Annotated in this window: 18 protein-coding genes; 7 read left to right on the forward strand and 11 right to left on the reverse strand. The window is 61.2% G+C overall.

What is annotated here, in order from left to right:
- The first annotated feature begins 156 nt into the window (after window positions 1-156).
- The 4 genes from AC07E3_RS04325 to AC07E3_RS04340 all read left to right on the forward strand — a co-directional run bounded on the left by AC07E3_RS04325 (window position 157) and on the right by AC07E3_RS04340 (window position 4,152).
- Entirely contained in the window at window positions 157-402 is a 246-nt protein-coding gene (locus AC07E3_RS04325; RefSeq protein ID WP_478360405.1) for a hypothetical protein, read from the forward strand.
- A 339-nt stretch (window positions 403-741) separates the two neighbouring features.
- Complete coding sequence (locus AC07E3_RS04330; protein WP_478360406.1) at window positions 742-2,286, forward strand: CYTH and CHAD domain-containing protein; 1,545 nt, start codon at window positions 742-744, stop codon at window positions 2,284-2,286.
- A gap of 147 nt (window positions 2,287-2,433) precedes the next feature.
- Window positions 2,434-2,676 (forward strand): hypothetical protein, encoded by a 243-nt coding sequence (locus AC07E3_RS04335; RefSeq protein ID WP_478360407.1) that lies wholly within the window; start codon window positions 2,434-2,436, stop codon window positions 2,674-2,676.
- A 24-nt stretch (window positions 2,677-2,700) separates the two neighbouring features.
- Window positions 2,701-4,152, forward strand: coding sequence for a cryptochrome/photolyase family protein (locus tag AC07E3_RS04340; RefSeq protein WP_478360408.1), 1,452 nt, complete (start codon window positions 2,701-2,703; stop codon window positions 4,150-4,152).
- Between the two features lie 9 nt (window positions 4,153-4,161).
- Here AC07E3_RS04340 and AC07E3_RS04345 read toward each other — a convergent pair whose 3' ends face one another.
- Entirely contained in the window at window positions 4,162-4,458 is a 297-nt protein-coding gene (locus AC07E3_RS04345) for a Dabb family protein (protein WP_336068322.1), read from the reverse strand.
- Window positions 4,459-4,634: 176 nt separating this feature from the next.
- The gene (locus tag AC07E3_RS04350) at window positions 4,635-6,608 is read right to left on the reverse strand and encodes a bifunctional 2',3'-cyclic-nucleotide 2'-phosphodiesterase/3'-nucleotidase (RefSeq protein WP_478360531.1); all 1,974 of its coding nucleotides are present in this window, start codon (window positions 6,606-6,608) and stop codon (window positions 4,635-4,637) included.
- A 209-nt stretch (window positions 6,609-6,817) separates the two neighbouring features.
- Between AC07E3_RS04350 and AC07E3_RS04355 the strand changes: the two genes are divergently transcribed.
- Window positions 6,818-7,468, forward strand: coding sequence for a 5-formyltetrahydrofolate cyclo-ligase (locus tag AC07E3_RS04355; protein WP_478360409.1), 651 nt, complete (start codon window positions 6,818-6,820; stop codon window positions 7,466-7,468).
- Window positions 7,469-7,480: 12 nt separating this feature from the next.
- Here AC07E3_RS04355 and AC07E3_RS04360 read toward each other — a convergent pair whose 3' ends face one another.
- A complete protein-coding gene (locus tag AC07E3_RS04360; protein WP_007008270.1) occupies window positions 7,481-7,954 on the reverse strand; it encodes an Lrp/AsnC family transcriptional regulator in 474 nt (157 codons plus the stop codon).
- Window positions 7,955-8,105: 151 nt separating this feature from the next.
- On the opposite strand from AC07E3_RS04360, the gene ald reads away from it, so the two are divergent.
- Window positions 8,106-9,221 carry an alanine dehydrogenase gene (gene ald / locus AC07E3_RS04365; RefSeq protein ID WP_336068316.1) on the forward strand — a complete coding sequence of 372 codons (1,116 nt, stop codon included), beginning with the start codon at window positions 8,106-8,108 and terminating at the stop codon, window positions 9,219-9,221.
- A 77-nt stretch (window positions 9,222-9,298) separates the two neighbouring features.
- On the opposite strand, the gene AC07E3_RS04370 is transcribed toward ald, so the two are convergent.
- The 5 genes from AC07E3_RS04370 to AC07E3_RS04390 all read right to left on the reverse strand — a co-directional run bounded on the left by AC07E3_RS04370 (window position 9,299) and on the right by AC07E3_RS04390 (window position 13,269).
- Window positions 9,299-9,772: a DUF1203 domain-containing protein gene (locus AC07E3_RS04370; RefSeq protein ID WP_336068315.1), complete on the reverse strand. Its 474-nt coding sequence runs from the start codon at window positions 9,770-9,772 to the stop codon at window positions 9,299-9,301.
- Window positions 9,773-9,873: 101 nt separating this feature from the next.
- Window positions 9,874-10,431, reverse strand: coding sequence for an OmpA family protein (locus AC07E3_RS04375; protein ID WP_336068313.1), 558 nt, complete (start codon window positions 10,429-10,431; stop codon window positions 9,874-9,876).
- Between the two features lie 91 nt (window positions 10,432-10,522).
- Window positions 10,523-11,377, reverse strand: a complete 855-nt coding sequence (gene sseA, locus AC07E3_RS04380) for a 3-mercaptopyruvate sulfurtransferase (protein WP_478360410.1) — start codon at window positions 11,375-11,377, stop codon at window positions 10,523-10,525.
- Window positions 11,378-11,494: 117 nt separating this feature from the next.
- Entirely contained in the window at window positions 11,495-12,235 is a 741-nt protein-coding gene (locus AC07E3_RS04385; protein ID WP_478360411.1) for an alanyl-tRNA editing protein, read from the reverse strand.
- Entirely contained in the window at window positions 12,235-13,269 is a 1,035-nt protein-coding gene (locus AC07E3_RS04390; protein WP_478360412.1) for a cysteine synthase A, read from the reverse strand. The genes AC07E3_RS04385 and AC07E3_RS04390 overlap by 1 nt, the downstream gene beginning before the upstream one ends.
- A 202-nt stretch (window positions 13,270-13,471) precedes the next feature.
- Here AC07E3_RS04390 and AC07E3_RS04395 point away from each other — a divergent pair, with 202 nt between their 5' ends.
- A complete protein-coding gene (locus tag AC07E3_RS04395; protein ID WP_478360413.1) occupies window positions 13,472-14,308 on the forward strand; it encodes an SDR family NAD(P)-dependent oxidoreductase in 837 nt (278 codons plus the stop codon).
- A gap of 202 nt (window positions 14,309-14,510) precedes the next feature.
- Here AC07E3_RS04395 and AC07E3_RS04400 read toward each other — a convergent pair whose 3' ends face one another.
- From AC07E3_RS04400 to AC07E3_RS04410, 3 genes are all read right to left on the reverse strand, one after another.
- Entirely contained in the window at window positions 14,511-15,725 is a 1,215-nt protein-coding gene (locus AC07E3_RS04400; RefSeq protein WP_478360414.1) for an MFS transporter, read from the reverse strand.
- Window positions 15,726-15,857: 132 nt separating this feature from the next.
- Complete coding sequence (locus tag AC07E3_RS04405; RefSeq protein WP_336068303.1) at window positions 15,858-17,219, reverse strand: DEAD/DEAH box helicase; 1,362 nt, start codon at window positions 17,217-17,219, stop codon at window positions 15,858-15,860.
- Between the two features lie 280 nt (window positions 17,220-17,499).
- Window positions 17,500-18,036, reverse strand: a complete 537-nt coding sequence (locus AC07E3_RS04410) for a DUF1697 domain-containing protein (protein WP_478360415.1) — start codon at window positions 18,034-18,036, stop codon at window positions 17,500-17,502.
- Between the last annotated feature and the right edge of the window lie 6 nt (window positions 18,037-18,042).

Raw genomic sequence — 18,042 nt, forward strand, 5'->3', positions numbered from 1 at the left:
GCTTGAACTCGCGGCTAAACTTCCTTCTCTGCATTCACAAACTCCGGTTTCGTCAAAAACACCTTATCTCGGTGTCCACGAAACCGGCAGCAGGCCATTTCAAGGTTATTCAATTGCGGAATTCGCTACACCCAGCGATAGAGGCATCGTCAGTTGATGAAAATCAAACAGGAGGCCATTTTGCTGCAATTGAATTTTACAACCCTCGAAAGGGACATGGAAATCTGGCTAGCCGACTGGATAGAGAATGTCCGAGAGCAGTACGGCGAAGAACAGGCTGAAGCCGATAAGGCGGAACTTGACGCCAATCCATGGAAAGCCCTGCATTGGTTCGTTGAAGACATGGCACCAGCGGAACCGTACGTCCCAATGAAACTGAGCGGAGCCGTCTCCAGCACTTGACCAAGAGATACACCCGCGCTACCCCTTAAGATACACCAAGCGGGCATTCTGGCGAACAAGGGTCCCTTGATAAAAAATTGATATTGAATAGCTTTTGAAGATTCACCCCAGCCGGTTCGATTTTCCTAGCACACCGGCCCGGGGAGCCATTTTTTCAGGAAAACATCCAGCATTGCACCGCAGTTCCGTCGCTGCGCTTGCTCCTGCGCAAGGCCCAGGCAAACACTGGAGCGCACGCATAGCGCTCCCGGCGAACGTTTTCATCAGGTGCAGAACCGGTTTAAGATAAAACCGTAGCGTAGCGCATTCGTTTTGCAGGATTGTGTGCGGGGTACCTTCTTGTCCGAAGTCGAGTTGAAGCTGTTGCTGGAAAAGCAGCAAGTGCCCGACCTGCTCGCGCGCATCGAACGATTACCGCCCGATGCGCGCAGGGTGCACGAAAGCCGGCTTCTGCGCAGCATCTATCTCGACACACCGGATCGTGTCCTGCGCGAAAACGGCATCTCCCTGCGCATGCGGCGTGACGGCAGGCGCTGGCTGCAGACCGTCAAGCTCAACGGTTCCATCGCAGGCGGCCTTTCCAGGGTCACTGAGATCGAGCAGCTGGCCACTGCTGGCGCAGTCTCGGTCGATGCGATCGAAAACGATCAGGTCCGGGACCGAATAAGGAAGCTGGTGAAAGACGCACCGCTGCAGACGGTCGCGGAAACCCACATCCGCCGCACACAGGTCGATCTTCATCTTGATGACGGCACCAGGGCCGAGCTTGCGGTGGACAGCGGCGCCATCAAGGCTGCCGGTCGTAGCGAAAACCTGAACGAGCTCGAGATCGAACTGGTCGAGGGAAAGCCGGTCGGGCTCTACAGGGCTGCGCGCATGATTCTGCCCGAAGGCGCCCTGCGCTTTTCCCGCTTTTCGAAAGCCGCACGCAGCTTTCTCCTTGCCGAACACGGGCACATCGAGCCCCCTGCCGGACCGCAGAGGGCAAGGTCTGTGCCGATCGGCCCCAAGGACAGCGTTCAAAAAGCCGCCCGCGACATATTGCAGGAGTGTCTGGCGCAGATCGCAGCAAACATCGAAGCCATCCAGCAGACCGACGATATGGAAGGCCCGCACCAGTTGCGCATCGGCCTTCGTCGCCTGCGTAGCGCACTCGCTCTCTTCGCCGGCGCGTTGGAACCATCAGCCGTCGCGCATTATAAGAATGAAGCACGCTGGCTGGGGCGCGAAGTCGGGCGTCTGCGCGACCTCGAAGTTGTGCTCAACGATATTGCGAGACCGTTCTTCGCGGATGCCCCCCGGTCGCCCGGCGCGGCACTCGTCCTCGGCACTCTGCAGCGACATGCAGGCGAGGTCCGTGCCGATCTCCGGCAGGTTCTCTCGGCAGAACGCGTGAACGAATTCCTGCTTGGCCTGTCGGAACTGAGTGAGACAGGCATTCATGAAAAGCCGCCCGTTCCCGGGAAACTGAGAGACCTGGCGAGCGGGATGCTTGAGAAGCGCTGGAAGCACGTCTTTGAACACGCCCGAGGGATCGATGCCTTCGGCGTGGATGAAAAGCATGCGTTACGCAAGGAACTGAAGAAGCTCCGCTATGCGATCGAATTCCTCGGTCCGCTCTACGCGCCTGCCGGCGTGAAGCGCACGACCGGCAGGCTCAAGACCCTGCAGACCGTATTTGGCAGCCTCAACGACGCGGCTGTCGCCGACATGATCCTGAGCAAGCCTCCCCTCTCCTCCATCAACGACCTTGCCGCGCAACGTGCCATCGGTCGTCTGCTTGGATCCTGCGAGACCCGCACGCTTTACGATTGGCCAGCCGCCAGGGACCACTGGAAGGCGCTGAAGGAGTGCCGGTCGTTCTGGAAACGGCGCGCAAGGTAAACGGCCATTCCGCCCGCCGCACAGACTTGAACATCATGCCTGCTTTCACATCCCGTCTGAACACGGATTCGTGAGCAGGCGACGATCCACGGAACGTTTTCCGGCCCCGCCTATTGTACCAGAATACAAAAGATTCGGGCGGGCAGGATGAAACAGAAGAACGAAACGCAACCTCCAGTCACACTGGAAAGCTTATCCAACGCACTTCCAGCGGATGTCGTCGCAGCACTCGATCGCTTCAGCGCCATGGAGGGCGCCGGCATGACACGCGAACAGGCGCTCGTCACGGCACTCAGAACATGGGCCCTCTCCAGAGGGCTGCTGCACATTGAGAATGACTGCAGTGAGGGCTTGCGGCCCGAGCAGCTCAACGCAACAAACGACGATTGATCCATCCCGCGCAAGGAAGATCGCATGGCCCGTGAGAACGACCGGCGCCCGGTTTTGCTCCTGTTCCGGCACGACCTGCGTCTGTCGGACAATCTCGCCCTTTGCGCCGCCGCCGAAACGGGACGCCCCATCGTGGCCGCGTTCATTCTCGACGAGGAAAGCGAAGGCGCCCGGCCGCTTGGCGGCGCGCGCCGCTGGTGGCTGCACCACAGCCTCGCAGCGCTGGCCGAGGGTCTGGCAAAGCATGGTCTGAAGCTCGTCCTGCGCAGGGGCTCCATGGCCAGGACTGCGCTCGCACTGGCCGACGAGACCAGTGCCGGCACCGTCTATTGGAACCGGCGCTACGACCCCGCCGGCATCGCCGCCGACACCGAATTGAAAGCCAGCCTCAGGGACCGCGGCATCGAAGCGGAAAGTTTCGCTGGCCACCTGCTGCACGAACCATGGCAACTGAAGACCGGATCGGGCGGCCCCTACCGGGTCTTCACCCCCTTCTGGCGAGCCCTGCTCGATTCCGTACACCCGCGCCCGCCCGCCGACCGGCCCGAAACGCTCACGCCCGGGAGAGAAGCCATGGCAGGCGACAGGCTTGAGGACTGGAAGCTCCTGCCGACGAAACCTGACTGGGCGACGGGCCTGCGGGAAACCTGGGAACCCGGGGAAGCTGGCGCCCGCAAGAGGCTGGCAGCATTTCTCGACGGTGCCGGCGCGGGTTACAAAGCCCGCCGCGATCTCATGGCCGAGGCGGGGACGTCCGCCCTTTCACCGCATCTCGCCCACGGCGAAATCACGCCGTTCCAGATCTGGCAGGCGCTTGAAGGCGACAGCGGCATTGCCGACGGGGATCTGCAGGCGTTTCGCAGGGAGATCGGCTGGCGCGAGTTCTGCTGGCATCTTCTGTTTCACAACCCGAAGCTCGCCACAGAAAACGTCAATCGCAACTTCGATGCGTTTCCCTGGCGCGGAGACGATACCGCACTTCGCCACTGGCAGCGCGGCGAAACCGGTTATCCCGTTGTCGACGCGGCCATGCGCCAGCTCTGGCAGACCGGCTGGATGCACAATCGCGCACGCATGGTCGTCGCCTCTTTCCTCGTCAAGCATCTGGGCATCCACTGGCGTGAGGGTGAGGCGTGGTTCTGGGACACCCTTGTCGACGCCGATCCCGCTTCCAACCCGGCCAACTGGCAGTGGGTCGCAGGTTCCGGTGCCGATGCTGCTCCCTTCTTCCGCATCTTCAACCCCGTACTGCAGGGTCAGAAGTTCGATCCAGAGGGCGATTACGTGCGCCGGTACGTGCCGGAACTGGAGGCGCTTCCAGACAAGCATCTGCACCAGCCGTGGAAAGCTCCCGAAGAGGCTCGCGGCAAGGCTGGCGTAAAACTCGGCGACACCTATCCCCGCCCTCTGGTCGACCACAGGGCCGCCCGCGAACGCGCGCTGAACGCTTATAAATCGGTCAAAAACGCCGGCTGACCGTGCCCGTCAGTCGGATTTCCGGGAAACGAAATCGGCGGCGATGCGCATTTCGCGCAGGGGCCGCACCCTGGCCGTGCACGCCTGATAGATCGGGTCCGCCTTGTATGCGGCCAGCGCCGCTTCGTCGCGGAACTCCGCATAAACGATGACATCCACTTCCGTGCCGATCTGATCGACCTTGCGGTTGATCCCGACCTCGAAAAAATCGGAATGCGGAATATCGGCCAGCATGCCGAGACCCTCGGCGATCCGCTCCACGTCCGCCTCGTCTCTGGCGCTGAAGAAAACGATATGTCGAATCACGGGCCTGCCTCCTGAAATCGTGCCCGCAAATCGCGCCGCGTCGCCTGAATGTCAATGCATCGTCACGCCGCAGGAGCGGAATCAAAACCTCAACGCCGCCGAACAAAAGACTGTTTCGCAAAGAAAAAAGGCCGGGCGCAAAGCCCGGCCTTCCTCACTCAAGGGTCAGGACCTAGCTAAAGCGTGATGCGGTAGAGCGCAAAACCTTCCTGCCCCTCGCCAGCCGGTTCAATCGAAACACCCTCGACGCTCGAGGCGAATTCCGCGCCCTTGGGGCCTGTCTCGAACAGAACCGATGTGTCGGCCAGAGGCTTGAAGGTCCAGTTGGCGTCTGCGGACGGGTTGATGGTTCCCTGCTCCACGATATAGCGCACGATCACATCGCGATTCGTATCCGGTGCAGCAAAGATCACCTTGTCCGGCCCTATCCCCGGAAAATTGCCTCCGCCCCCACCACGGTAATTGTTCGTAGCGACGATGAATTTCTGAGCCGGGTCGACCGCCGCGCCATTGAATTGCAGGTCCACGATGCGGTTCGAATCCGCGTTCAAAAGCTCGCCCTTGGGCGAATATTTCGGTGGTTGCGACAGGTCGATCCGGTAGGTCACGCCGTCGATCACGTCGAAATTGTAGGACGGGAACGAGGGGTCGAGCAACGGTTGGTCCGACTTGCCGGGTTCCACCAGATTGAAAATGCCAGCCGACATCTCGAGCCATTCCTTCACATCCGCACCCGTCACCAGAACGGCCTGCACCGTGTTGGGATAAAGATAGAGATCGGCGACGTTCTTGATCGCCACATCGCCCGCTGGCACGTCCGTGTAATAGTCCGGACCGCCGCGCCCGCCGGCCTTGAAGGGGGCAGCCGCCGAAAGCACGGGCAGATCCCGGTATTCGCCATCCTTCAGCATGTCGGTGATGTACCAGGTCTGTGCCTGGCTCACGATCTGCACGGATGGGTCGTCGGCCACCAGCGCGAAATACGAATGCAGCGGCGCGGATGTCTTGCCCACCGCGGTGCGCACATATTTCAGCGTAGCCTCGTGGTCTTCACGCACCGCTTCCTCGACCTCCGCCTTGCTTTCGACCAGCGGCTCGGTCTGGCGTTCCACACGTTTGAAAATCGGGCGCGCCTCGGACGTCGCGTTCACAACCACCCAGCTCTGCCCGTCCCTTTCCAGAAGCAGGTCGATCAGGCCCAGATGCGATCCCCAGAAGCCACCCATGACGGCAGGTTTGCCGGCGATCGTGCCCCTGGCGTTGTCGACACCTTCAAGCCCTTCAAACTTCGGACCGGGAAAATCGAGATGGCTGTGCCCGGTCACGATGGCGTCGATACCGTCGACACCGGCAAGCAGCAGCGAAGCGTTCTCGAGATTTTCCTCATACTGCGCCGGGCCAATGCCCGAATGCGACAGCGCCACCACGATGTCGGCACCCTCCTCGCGCATCTGCGGAACCCAGGCCTCCGCCGCCCGAACGATGTCGCGCGTCATCGCCTTGCCGGTCAGATGCTTTGAATCCCAGTTCATGATCTGCGGCGGCACGAAGCCGATCAGGCCGACACGGATGGAATGTTCCGTCCCGCTGCCGTCCTTCACCATCCGGTCAAGGATCACGTAGGGTTTCAGGAACAAGTCATCGTCGCGGCCGCTGGCGGCAAGCTGCCCCTTGGTCAGGTTGGCGCAGACAAACGGAAAATTCGCGCCTGCAAGCACCTTGAACATGAAATCGAGCCCGTAATTGAACTCGTGATTGCCAAGCGCCGAGCAATCATAGCCGAGCGTGTTCATCCCCTTGATCACCGGGTGAATGTCGCCGTCGCGCATGCCGCGCTCATAGGCGATGTAGTCGCCCATCGGATTGCCCTGGAGAAAGTCGCCATTGTCGACGAGGATCGAGTTCGTTGCCTCTGCGCGGATTGCGTCGATGATCGACGCCGTGCGGGCGAGCCCCATCGTGTCATTGGGCTTGTCGGCGTAATAATCGTAGGGAAAGACATGCACATGCAGGTCGGTGGTTTCCATGATGCGCAAATGCGCCTGGTTCACCGAAGCCTTGGCGGAAAAAGGGTGCATCAGCACCAGAGAACCTGCAGCAGCCGAGCCTGCTAAAAACGAACGGCGGGACATGGAGGCGTATGCGGACATCATGATCGTCTCTCCTGGGCCTTTGAAAAGGAACCGGCGAAGGAGCATGATTGCGCCGTCGCGCCGAGACTTCCAGCAAAATCTCGTGACGCACGCATGACAGTCAACCGGCCCGTTGTGAGCGAACCCTGTCGCATGCAGAACAGCGCCCGGACAGCAAATGCAGCAGCATCGGATCCGGCTACAGCGAATGCGGAGGAGACGCGAGGATGAGCGACACACCGGGCGACAGAACCAGGTCTCATGCCTCGCCACCCTGTTTCATGCATGAACTGGACGGTGGCGCCGGCGTTTCAGGCGCGGAAATCTGGCCGGAGGTGCGCCGCTGGCGCAAGGCCACGCGCGACCGCCTGATCGCCGAGCGCCTCGCCGTTCCCGCCGCCGAACGCACCCGCCTTGCCGGCATGATCGCGCAGAAGCTTGACGCTCTGATCGGCGATCCATCGGGCCACGTGGTCGGCCTCTACTGGCCGTTCCGGGGCGAGCCGGACCTGCGCCCATGGCTTGCCACTCTCCATGATCGCGGTGCCATGGCGGCCCTGCCGGTCGTCATCCAGAAAGCCGCACCCCTCGTCTTTCGCCCCTATCGTCCCGGAGACACACTCGAACGTGGTGTCTGGAACATCCCCGTTCCGGCAACCGACAAAGAGATCATTCCCGATATCGTCGTCTCGCCGCTGGTCGGTTTCGATAAAGGCAACTACAGGCTGGGCTATGGTGGTGGATTTTATGACCGCACGATTGCCGCCCTGCCGAGAAAGCCGCTGCTCGTCGGCATCGGATACGCCTTCTCACAACTCCCGACGATCTATCCCCAGCCGCACGACATTCCGATGGATCGCATCGTCACCGCCGGCTGATGCCCACCGGCCTCACGCCATCTGCGGTTTCAGCCCCACGCCTGTCCGGTCGACCACCTCGCGCAATGCAAAAGCCGAATTGATCTTGATCACGTGGGGCATGCCCGTCAGCCACTCCTTGTGGACACGCTCATAGTCCTGCAGGTCGCGCGCAGCGATCCGCAGAATATAGTCATATTCACCCGACATCAGATGGCAGGACACCACATTCGGACAACGCTGCACGGCTGCTTCGAACTCGCTGAGCGTCCGCTCGAACTGTCCCGACAGCGAAATATGCACAATCACCGTAACGCCATGTCCAAGGGCTGCGTTCGAGAGCCGGGCGTGGTATCCCTTGACAACACCGCTTTTCTCCAGATTGTCGAGACGGCGGGAGCAGGCCGACTGGGACAGCCCCACCTTCTCCGCAAGCGCCGAATTGGAGATCCGCCCATCCTTCTGGAGCACTTCCAGGATAGCGATATCAATCCTATCAAGGGCCATTAATCGAATTTCCTCCCATGGATTTTCTATTTTGCGCAAAAAATAGCGAAAAACATCATCGAGCGCAAACATCTTCGCAAAGACGTTCGGCCAGTTTTGTGGTCTCATTCATTGAGCCAGAAAATTCGCAAAACGCTCGGAGGAGACACGGATGCGCGTCGGCTGCCCGAAGGAAATCAAGAATCATGAATATCGCGTCGGCCTGACACCCGGCTCCGTGCGCGAATATGTGGCACACGGGCACGATGTGCTCGTGGAAGCCGGCGCCGGTGCCGGCATCGGTGCCGACGACAATGCCTACCGTGCAGCCGGCGCCACCATCGCCAGGTCGGCCGAAGAGGTTTTCGCCAGGTCGGACATGATCGTTAAGGTCAAGGAGCCGCAACCCTCGGAATGGGTGCAGCTGCGCGAAGACCAGATTCTTTATACTTATCTCCACCTGGCGCCCGATCCGGATCAGACACGCGGCCTGGTCGATTCCGGCGTCACTGCCATCGCCTACGAGACGGTCACCGACGCGCGCGGCGGGCTTCCGCTTCTCGCTCCCATGTCTGAAGTCGCGGGCCGCCTTGCCATCCAGGCCGGCGCCACCGCGCTTCAGAAAGCCAATGGCGGACGGGGCGTTCTGCTTGGCGGCGTGCCCGGCGTTCTGCCCGGCAAGGTTGCCATCATCGGCGGCGGCGTGGTCGGCCTCAATGCGGCCAAGATGGCGGTCGGCCTCGGTGCCGATGTCACGATCATCGACCGCTCCATCCCCCGCCTGCGCGAGCTGGATGACATCTTTAACGGCCGCGTCCACACACGCTACTCCACCGTCGAGGCGCTTGAGGAAGAGTGCTTCTCTTCCGATGTCATCGTCGGTGCCGTGCTCATTCCGGGCGCTGCAGCGCCCAAGCTGGTCACCCGCGAGATGCTTTCGGGCATGAAGAAGGGTGCCGTGCTGGTCGACGTCGCCATCGATCAGGGTGGCTGCTTCGAAACCTCGCATGCCACCACGCATTCGGACCCCACATACGAGGTCGACGGCATCATCCACTATTGCGTGGCCAACATGCCGGGTGCCGTTCCCGTCACCTCCGCGCATGCGCTGAACAACGCCACACTGCACTATGGTCTTCAGCTTGCCGACAAGGGCCTCAAGGCACTCGTCGACGATCAGAACCTGCGCAATGGCCTGAACGTCCACAAGGGCCGGATCACCAATCAGGCCGTTGCCGAAGCGTTGGGCTACGAAATGGCCGAGCCGAAATCCGCGCTCGCCGCCTGAAGATAAACACCCTGCCTCCAGCGCGCCCGCCGGCGACGGCGGGCTTTTTTTTTGAGAGGCGTTCGAGCTGAGCGCGGTCAGGCCCGGTCTATGCGCACCTGGTAACAGTTGTATTGCGCAGAACGCATATGCAGATAGGCAATATCTTCACGCTGCAGGAGTTCGTGCGCCCGCGTACAGATATCCTGCTTCGGCGTCACCGCTCCCGTACCGTAGACGATGCGGTCGTCATGGCCGTAGCCGCGCAGCAGCCACTCCGTGCGGGCACGAAACAGCGCCGGCATGACATCGCTGTCCGGCGCCCGTTCGCATTCCTCCGCACACAGGAAAACCGGCCCGGTCTCGGCATAGGGCTGGGTTTGCGGAAATGGCCGATACGCCAGGATAAGATAGGGTTTGCCCTCGGGCACCGAACGCAGGCAATGGCGACAGGGAACACCACCGCCGTCCGATAATCTTCGTTCGGGCTTCATCCCATAAGCGTCGGGCGCGCCATTGCGAAAGGCTTTCGCTTCATCGCTCCCCATGGCCACAAACTTGATCAATCCCATAACTGGTCTCCTTCAAAAGTGATGGAGACCAGTTTGCCTGCCGGAACATCAGCTTCCACCCGATTCCGGCCAAATCCCGGCATCAGGGCCAATTCCCATGATCAACGAATGAAATCGTCGATGCGCCGCAGCGTCACGCGCCGGTTGCGCCAGTTCTCATGGGGCGTGGGCACCAGAAGAAACTCCTCGCCATAGCCCACCGTTTCCAGCATGCGCGCAGGCACGCGGAACTCCCGCACCAGAACGCGCCGCAGCGAGGCGGCCCGGCGCTCGGAGAGCTGCTGGTTGTAGCCGAAAGACCCGACCGCATCGGTGTGTCCTTCAAGAAGCACCACTGTTCCCGGCCGGCGGCGACGCAGCCGGTGCAGCGCATCGGCGATCTCCTCCACCTTGCGGAACTGCGAATAGGGTATTTCAGCCGAATCGAACCCGAAATTGATCGCCTGAATGTCAATCGAGGGCGCGCGGCGGCGCAGGTCCGGCCGGCGTTTCAGTTCGCGCACCGTCACCCGGTCCTGCGGGCGCACGCGCTGCGCGGGAGCTGCCTCGAGGCTGCGCTGGATGCGCGACGCCGAGGGCATGGAAGATTGCGCCATGGCCGCACCCGGCATCAGCGATGCCGCGATGGTTGCGCCCAGAATTTGACGGCGGTTCAGCATGGAAGGCTCCTTTCAGGGAAACGATTCATCGGTTGCCCGCATCTTCATGCGATGCGGCTGAATTGACGATGAACGTGCCGTTGCCCCGCTTTCAGCTTTCCCTACCGGTCGCCACTGGGGTGTCTTCGCGCCCGCCCCATTCGCTCCAGGAACCGTCATAGAGCCTGTTATTCGTATGTCCGACCGTTTCCAGCGCCAGCGTGATCACCGCCGCTGTCACGCCCGAACCGCACGACGTCACCACAGGCCGCTCGAGATCGAGCCCCGCCTGCGCGAACAGCGCACGCAGTTCCTCCGTCGCAAGAAGCCTGCCATCGCGCGAAAGAGCCGAGGCTGGCACATTGCGCGCGCCCGGCATGTGTCCGGACCGCATGCCTGCCCGCGGTTCCGGTTCTTCGCCCGTAAACCGGCCCGCCGGCCGCGCATCGGCAATCTGCGCCGATCCGTCCTCGACAACCCGTCGCACGGTCTTGATGTCTGCGACGCGCGTATCATCGAATGAAGCATTGAAAACCGTGGGCGCAATCCTGGTTGGCTCGTTCGTCAGCGCCCTGCCCTCGGCCCGCCAGCCATCGAGACCGCCCTCCAGCACGCGCACATCCTTTGCCCCCATCACCCGGAACATCCACCACACGCGCGGCGCGGAGAACAGCCCTGGTCCGTCATGGACAATGATGGTGTCGCTCTCCGAAATACCCATCGCACTCGCGTACCGCTGAAAGGTGGCGGCATCCGGCAAGGCATGCGGCAGGTCGGAATCGGGATCCACCACCGCGTCCTGGTCAAAGAACACGGCACCGGGAATATGCCCCGCCTCATACTCTGCCTTCGCGTCCCTGCCCTGCGCTGGCAGATACCAGGACGCATCGACAATGGAGAGACCGGGCTGGCCAAGCCGCTCCTCCAGCCACGCGGACGAAACGGTAAAAAGGCTGGTCTCGCTCATCTGATCCTCGCAATCCTGGAGCACTTTGCAGTCAGGTAGCAGCACCTGACATCCGCATGAATGCGGAAAAACAGACAGACTGAGCGGAGCAACGTTTCCATGAAACGATGAACCGCTCTAACTCGCCGGCAATGAGCCGAAACGAATGCGGAAGCGGCGGTTCTCCCGCCCCTTCTTCTCGATCTTTCCGATATGAATCTCTCCCACTTCGGCGGTGCTCGCCACATGCGTGCCGCCGCAGGGCTGGCTGTCGACAACCGCCTCCTTACCGATGCACACGAGCCGGATGCGTCCTGCCCCACGCGGCGGGCGCACATTTTTCGATTTCACCAGACCGGGATTGGACTCCAGTTCTTCCTCGCTGATCCACCGCGTGAAAACGGGATGATCCCCGTTCACCAGCTCCATCAGCCTGATGGTGACATCTTCCTTGGTGACGTTCGCATCCGGCAGATCGAAATCCACCCGCGAATCCGCCTCGTTCACCGAGGCGCCGGTAATCGGAAACGGACAGATAACGCTCAGAAGATGGCAGGCCGTGTGCATGCGCATAAGCTTGAAACGGCGTTCCCAGTCGATCGCCAGCTGAAGCGTCTCGCCCAGTTCAGGCAGAACCTGCTCTGCTGCCGGAACGTGGATGATCTCATCCTTCGTCTCGCCCGTCACCGTCGCCGCGATCGCGATGGTCGAGCCGTCTTCGCGGGTAAAGCGTCCCGTGTCGCCCGGCTGACCGCCAGACGTGGCGTAAAACATCGTCCGGTCGAGCAGGATGCCGCCGCGATCGTTGATGCCGACGACACGCGCCGCCCCGTCCCGCAGATAGGCATCGTCACGAAAAAGCGCTTCCGTCTGCGCCATCAGGCCACCTCCTCGAACGGGACATCGATTTCCGGCGAACGCTCCATCCAGCCGGGCACCGGCAAGCCTTTTTCGCGCAGGAAAGACGGATTGAACAGCTTGGACTGATAGCGTGTGCCATAATCGCAAAGCACCGTCACGATACGATGCCCGGGCCCGAGTTCACGTGCCAGGCGAATGGCGCCGGCAATGTTGATTCCCGTAGAGCCACCGAGGCACAGCCCCTCTTCCTGCACCAGGTTGAAGACGATCGGCAGCGCCTCCTCATCCGGTATCTGATAAGAAAAGTCTGGCGCAAACCCGTCCAGATTGGCCGTGATGCGCCCCTGCCCGATGCCTTCCGTGATCGACGTCCCTTCAGACTTCAGCTCACCATCGGTGTAATAGCTGTAGAGCGCTGCTCCCATAGGATCGGCGAGCGCCACCTTCACATCCCTGTTTTTGTGACGCAGACCTTCCGCAACGCCGGCAAGCGTGCCGCCCGTGCCGACAGCCGAGACGAAGCCATCGACCTTTCCGTCCGTCTGTTCCCATATTTCGGCTGCAGTTGTCTTCACATGGCCTTCGCGGTTGGCCACATTGTCAAACTGGTTCGCCCAGATGGCCCCGTTCGGGTCCGATTTTGCAATCTGTTCGGCAAGGCGGCCCGAAACCTTCACATAATTGTTCGGGTTCTTGTAAGGCACGGCCGGAACTTCGATCAGCTCGGCTCCAAGCACCCTGAGCGCATCCTTCTTTTCCTGGCTCTGGGTTTCAGGGATAACGATCACCGTACGATAGCCCAGCGCCTTGGCAACCACGGTCAGTCCGATGCCCGTATTCCCTGCCGTCCCCTCGACAATGACGCCGCCAGGCCTCAAAAACCCTCGCTTTTCCGCGTCGCGGATAATGAAGAGCCCGGCCCGATCCTTTACGGACTGCCCCGGATTCATGAACTCGGCCTTGCCGAAAATCTCGCAGCCTGTCTCCTCCGAGGCCCGCTTCAGGCGGATCAGCGGGGTATTGCCGATGGCGTCCACAACCGAGTTTTTCATGGCGTCCTCTTTCGATTTTTGCGGAGGTTAGAAAGCCCGCCCGGGGGTTGCAAGGAGGGATTTTTCGCAACAGGCCAAAAGCGCGCAAAGCTGTCGCGTATTGCATGGCAAAGCGGACCTTTTCGGTGTGTAGTGTCCACAAGGCGCTTTTCTTCGCGCCGACCGCCCGATAAACCTGCCCCAGAACTGGAGAGGGATTGGAATGGCGCTTTACCGGGCCAGTCCACAGGACGGAGTAGCATGGATCACCGGTGCCAGCACCGGGATCGGGCGGGCGCTCGCCATTCACCTGGCCCGCAAGGGCTACACGGTTGCAGCCACTGCGCGTGCAGAAGACGGCCTCTCCTCCATAACAAGGGAGGCAGAGCATCTTGAGGGACGGATTTTCATCTTTCCCTGCGACGTGATGAACGAAGCCGCGATGGAACGCACCGTTTCCCAGATCGAAAAGAATCTCGGTCCCATAGCCCTCGCCGTGTTCAACGCTGGAACCTATCTTCCGGTGCGCGGCGACCGGCTGGAAACAACCAACTTCGTCCGCAGCTATCAGATCAACGTGTTCGGAACGCTGAACGGACTTGTGCCGGTCTCCGACCGCATGCGCGAGCGCGGTTTCGGGCAGATCGCGGTGATGGGGTCGGTCACGTCGTTTTTCGGCATGCCGTCAGCCGCCGCCTACGGATCGACAAAGGCCGCCCTCAACAATCTTGTCGAGGGCCTGCGCTACGATTTCGAAAAACTCAACATCCGCATCCAGATCATCAATCCGGGATTTGTCGCCACGCCGCTCACCGACAAGACAAATTTTTCGATGCCCGCGCTTCTTACGGCATCGGAAGCGGCCCGTCGCATTGACAGAGGTCTTCACAATAGCGGTTTCGAAATCGCTTTCCCAAAGCGCCTTGTCTGGCCGCTGAAGTTTCTGCGCCTCTTTCCGGCGTCCTGCATATTCCACGTCATGTATCGCCTTACAGGCTGGAACAGGCGCTCCCTCGGACCACGCAGGAAAACAGGAAAAGGCGCCCGGGCCAGGTCCTGACCCTGGAGCATTTTGCAGTCAGGTGGAATCACCTGACGTCAGCACAAATGCAGGGATCAGACAGATAGAGCGGAGCGGCGTTTCCATGAAACGGTGAAACGCTCTACAGCGCCGCGCGTCTTATAAGACGCGCAAAGGACGCTGTAACACTTTCAAATAATGCATGTCGCTTTCAACTGAATTCATTTGAAAGCGACATGCATTAGCTGCCATGTGCCCGCTCCATCTCGGGCGGCGCATCTTTGCAAATCAGGTAGATGGCCAGCGAAAGAGCGATCAGGAAAGCATAGAAAATGAACAGGGTCTGATATGCGGCCACCGGTTCGCCCGGCACAGTGGATGCCGACACGACACCGCCCGTCAGAAACTGCATGACGCCAGCGCCTCCCACGGAAAAGAAATTCAGAAGGGTCACCCCGCGCCCCGTCAGATGGGCCGGCACAAAGGCCCGACCATGCGCCATCAGCAGGCCATAACTCGCGCCACACAGACCGATGACGACAAGCACGACCGTGGTCGTGACAATGGAAGAAACGGGCACAACCGCCAGAAACAGTATGGCGAGGAGACCGATGAGATTGCCGCCGACCGCCACCCATTTGCGTGTCCGGAAAAACACATCCAGCGGTCCGTAGACAAAACTGCCCGCAGACATCGCAAGGGCCATGAACAGCGTCGCCTGTCCGATCATGAGCGCGTCCGCACCATAGACGTCGGCAAGATAGGGGCCGGCCCAAAGGCCGCGAATGCCCGCAGCCGGTGCATAGTTCAGCGCGGTCAGAGGCAGGATCGGCCAGAGCACGCGAAGGCTCAGAAGTTCGCGGTAGCCATTGAACCCGAGCCCCTTTTCCCGCTCGCTCTCGCCTGCCGGTTCGGGGTCGCGCACCAGAATCTGGATGGCGATGCCGGTCAGTATCGTGAAGAACGCCAGGCCACCCATGACGCTCCGCCAGCCGAATGCCTCCGCCGCCGCAGCCATGGGCGCAGAGCCCACCACATTGCCAAGCGTGCCGAAGGCGATCAGCCAGGAGATCAGAATGGTGAGCCGCCCCGCCGAAAAAGACTTTGCAAAGATGAAGACAGAAGCCATCAACACGGCGGAGCACCCGGCCCCGTTGAGCGCCATGGCAAGAATGATCGTTTCCGGCGTTGGCGCAAATGCAAACATCAGCGCTCCACCCCCACCGCAAACCGTCAGCAAGAACGCTGCCGTGCGGCGCGGGCCGTAGCGGTCGAGTGAAACACCGACGACGAACTGCATCAGGGCGAACACGACGAACCACGCGCCCGAAGCCATGGAGAGCTCAGCCTTTGTGGCGCCCAGTTCAGTTGTCAAAGCCGGTGTCAGAACAGCCAGAAACGACCGGTAGAATTGCGACAGGACATATCCGATCGCCAGTGCCGCAAGACCGATCATCGTTTCGCCATGTCCTCCCGCTCTGGCAACAACGCCAGACAGTTCTGGCCTAACCGAACGGACGACCGGCGACAATTGGGCCAGACCGGCCTATCGGCCGATCAGCTCATGTCGAAAGCCCGGGAATGAAGCTTATGCGGCGCGGGCGCCGGGTCGCCTGTTCCGGTTCCTGCGCCGGCGGCGCACAGGCTTGTCCCCCTCATTCTGCCTCTGCTCGGCCTGTTGCTGCGGTTTCGCAGCGGGCCGCTTCGGCTTGCGGTTTTCACCGCCCCTGGAGGGCTTCGGCGCATTGCGGCGCTCGCCGGCATTGTTGGCGGGGACCGGACGCGCCGGATCGGGTTCCGATGTATGGTCCGCCGTCACCGGCAGCCGCATGCGGATGATCTTCTCCACCGCCTTCAGCTTGTCGGTCTCTCCCGGATCGCACAGGGTTACCGCCTCGCCCGAGGCCCCGTTTCGGCCCGTGCGTCCAATGCGATGCACATAGCTTTCCGGCTGGTCCGGCAGATCGAAGTTCACCACGTGGCTGATGCCCGGAACGTCGATCCCGCGCGCCGCAATATCGGTCGCCACGAGAATGCGCACCGATCCATCACGAAAGCCGTTCAGCGCGCGCTGGCGGGCATTCTGCGACTTGTTGCCATGAATGACCGCAGCCTCGAACCCGTCGCGTTCCAGGTCGCGCGTCACCCGGTCCGCGCCATGTTTGGTGCGTGCAAACACAATCACCGAGCGCATGGCCTCATCTGCCAGCATCTCGGAGAGAATCTTGCGCTTCTGCTTGGTGCGCGCCATCACCAGATGCTGTGTGATCTCACCGGCCGTGGTCGACTGTTTGGCGATCTCCACCCGCAACGGATCGTTGAGCAGGCTCTGGGCAAGCCCTTCCACTTCCTTCGGCATGGTTGCCGAAAAGAGTGCCGTCTGGCGGGCCGGATGCGTGGCCCGCGCGATGCGGCGCACATCGTTGATAAAGCCCATGTCGAGCATGCGGTCGGCCTCGTCGAGCACCAGCCAGCGCGTCTCGGCAAGCGAAAGCTCGCCCGAGCGCACGATGTCCGTCAGCCGGCCCGGCGTCGCCACCAGAATGTCGACGCCCTGGGCAAGACGCTTCACCTGGCTGTTGCGGGAGACACCACCAAGGACCAGCGCCGTGGCCAGATGCGCGTGGCGCGAAAGTTCACGCACCACATCGTCGATCTGGACCGCCAGTTCCCGCGTCGGACACAGGATCAGCGCGCGCGCGGTCTTGCGAACACGCTTGGAGCCGAGCGCGATGATCTGCGAGAGAATGGGCAGCGAGAAGGCTGCCGTCTTGCCAGAGCCGGTCTGCGCAATACCCAGCACGTCGCGCTTCTCCAGCATGGCCGGAATGGCTTTTTCCTGGATCGGCTTCGGGGTCACAAACCCCACGTCTTCGGCCGCCTTCAACAGCGCGCCTGAAATTCCCAGTTCTGCGAAACCGATCTGTTTCGCATTGTTGTCATTGGTCAATTTACAATCTTTCCCATGCCGGCGCCCGCAGGCGCCGCAAATGATATGTGGCAGGGCGCAACCTGCCGAATAAATGTTTGGATGAACGACAAGACGACGGGGGTGCCCCGTGCGGCTGCGCTGTCGCGCCGGCGATGCCGGCTTAAGCTCTCGCCCGCAGGCGATGGCTTCAGACGCAACCAGTCTCTTTAGAAAGCCGGCATTACCGACCCATGCGTCTTGGCGTCATATGGGCTATCCGCAACCAAAGTGCAATCGCTAATTTGTGCGACGCAACCGCTCACCCATCACAGGCAAGCCTTCTCAGCGCCAGCATGCTGCGCCAGTTGCGGCCGGTCATCTCCAGGTTCAGGGTTCGCTCCATCCTGGGCGCAAAGCGCGACTGCCCCATGCCATCGGGTGTGTAAAGATAGAGCGTGCGCCCGTTGATACGAAACTCTTCCGTCCCAGTCGCCAGTGCCTTGAGCGCTTGCACTCTTTCGAGTTCAGGTTCGCGTTCCATCGCATAAACATGCACACAGGTCGGTGCATTCTCGGCTTGCGGAAACGGGTTGCCGGCGATCATCGCCTCCCATTCGTCGAGGCTGCGCACCATGATCGCCTTCTGGAAGCCCATGCGCGTCTTCGCGAGGTCGGCAACGCGCCTACGCACATCCTCTTCACCGGACGTCGCCGTCAGCACGGCGTTGCCGCTGTTGATGTAGGTCGCGACTCCGGAAAAGCCGCCCTCACCCAAAACCTCTCGCAACTCCTTCACGGGCAGCTGTGTTGCACCACCCACCCCACGAAAGAGCACAATGAACCGCGTTTTGGACACTTTTGC

The organism is Nitratireductor lacus, from assembly GCF_056431025.1.

What these genes read in the sequence shown, in the direction of transcription:
- AC07E3_RS04325 (WP_478360405.1), top strand. Translation starts at nt 157, where the DNA reads ATGAAAATCAAACAGGAGGCCATTTTGCTGCAATTGAATTTTACAACC.
- AC07E3_RS04335 (WP_478360407.1), top strand. Translation starts at nt 2,434, where the DNA reads ATGAAACAGAAGAACGAAACGCAACCTCCAGTCACACTGGAAAGCTTA.
- AC07E3_RS04340 (WP_478360408.1), top strand. Translation starts at nt 2,701, where the DNA reads ATGGCCCGTGAGAACGACCGGCGCCCGGTTTTGCTCCTGTTCCGGCAC.
- AC07E3_RS04350 (WP_478360531.1), bottom strand. Translation starts at nt 6,608, where the DNA reads ATGTCCGCATACGCCTCCATGTCCCGCCGTTCGTTTTTAGCAGGCTCG.
- AC07E3_RS04355 (WP_478360409.1), top strand. Translation starts at nt 6,818, where the DNA reads ATGAGCGACACACCGGGCGACAGAACCAGGTCTCATGCCTCGCCACCC.
- AC07E3_RS04360 (WP_007008270.1), bottom strand. Translation starts at nt 7,954, where the DNA reads ATGGCCCTTGATAGGATTGATATCGCTATCCTGGAAGTGCTCCAGAAG.
- ald (WP_336068316.1), top strand. Translation starts at nt 8,106, where the DNA reads ATGCGCGTCGGCTGCCCGAAGGAAATCAAGAATCATGAATATCGCGTC.
- AC07E3_RS04370 (WP_336068315.1), bottom strand. Translation starts at nt 9,772, where the DNA reads ATGGGATTGATCAAGTTTGTGGCCATGGGGAGCGATGAAGCGAAAGCC.
- AC07E3_RS04375 (WP_336068313.1), bottom strand. Translation starts at nt 10,431, where the DNA reads ATGCTGAACCGCCGTCAAATTCTGGGCGCAACCATCGCGGCATCGCTG.
- sseA (WP_478360410.1), bottom strand. Translation starts at nt 11,377, where the DNA reads ATGAGCGAGACCAGCCTTTTTACCGTTTCGTCCGCGTGGCTGGAGGAG.
- AC07E3_RS04385 (WP_478360411.1), bottom strand. Translation starts at nt 12,235, where the DNA reads ATGGCGCAGACGGAAGCGCTTTTTCGTGACGATGCCTATCTGCGGGAC.
- AC07E3_RS04390 (WP_478360412.1), bottom strand. Translation starts at nt 13,269, where the DNA reads ATGAAAAACTCGGTTGTGGACGCCATCGGCAATACCCCGCTGATCCGC.
- AC07E3_RS04395 (WP_478360413.1), top strand. Translation starts at nt 13,472, where the DNA reads ATGGCGCTTTACCGGGCCAGTCCACAGGACGGAGTAGCATGGATCACC.
- AC07E3_RS04400 (WP_478360414.1), bottom strand. Translation starts at nt 15,725, where the DNA reads ATGATCGGTCTTGCGGCACTGGCGATCGGATATGTCCTGTCGCAATTC.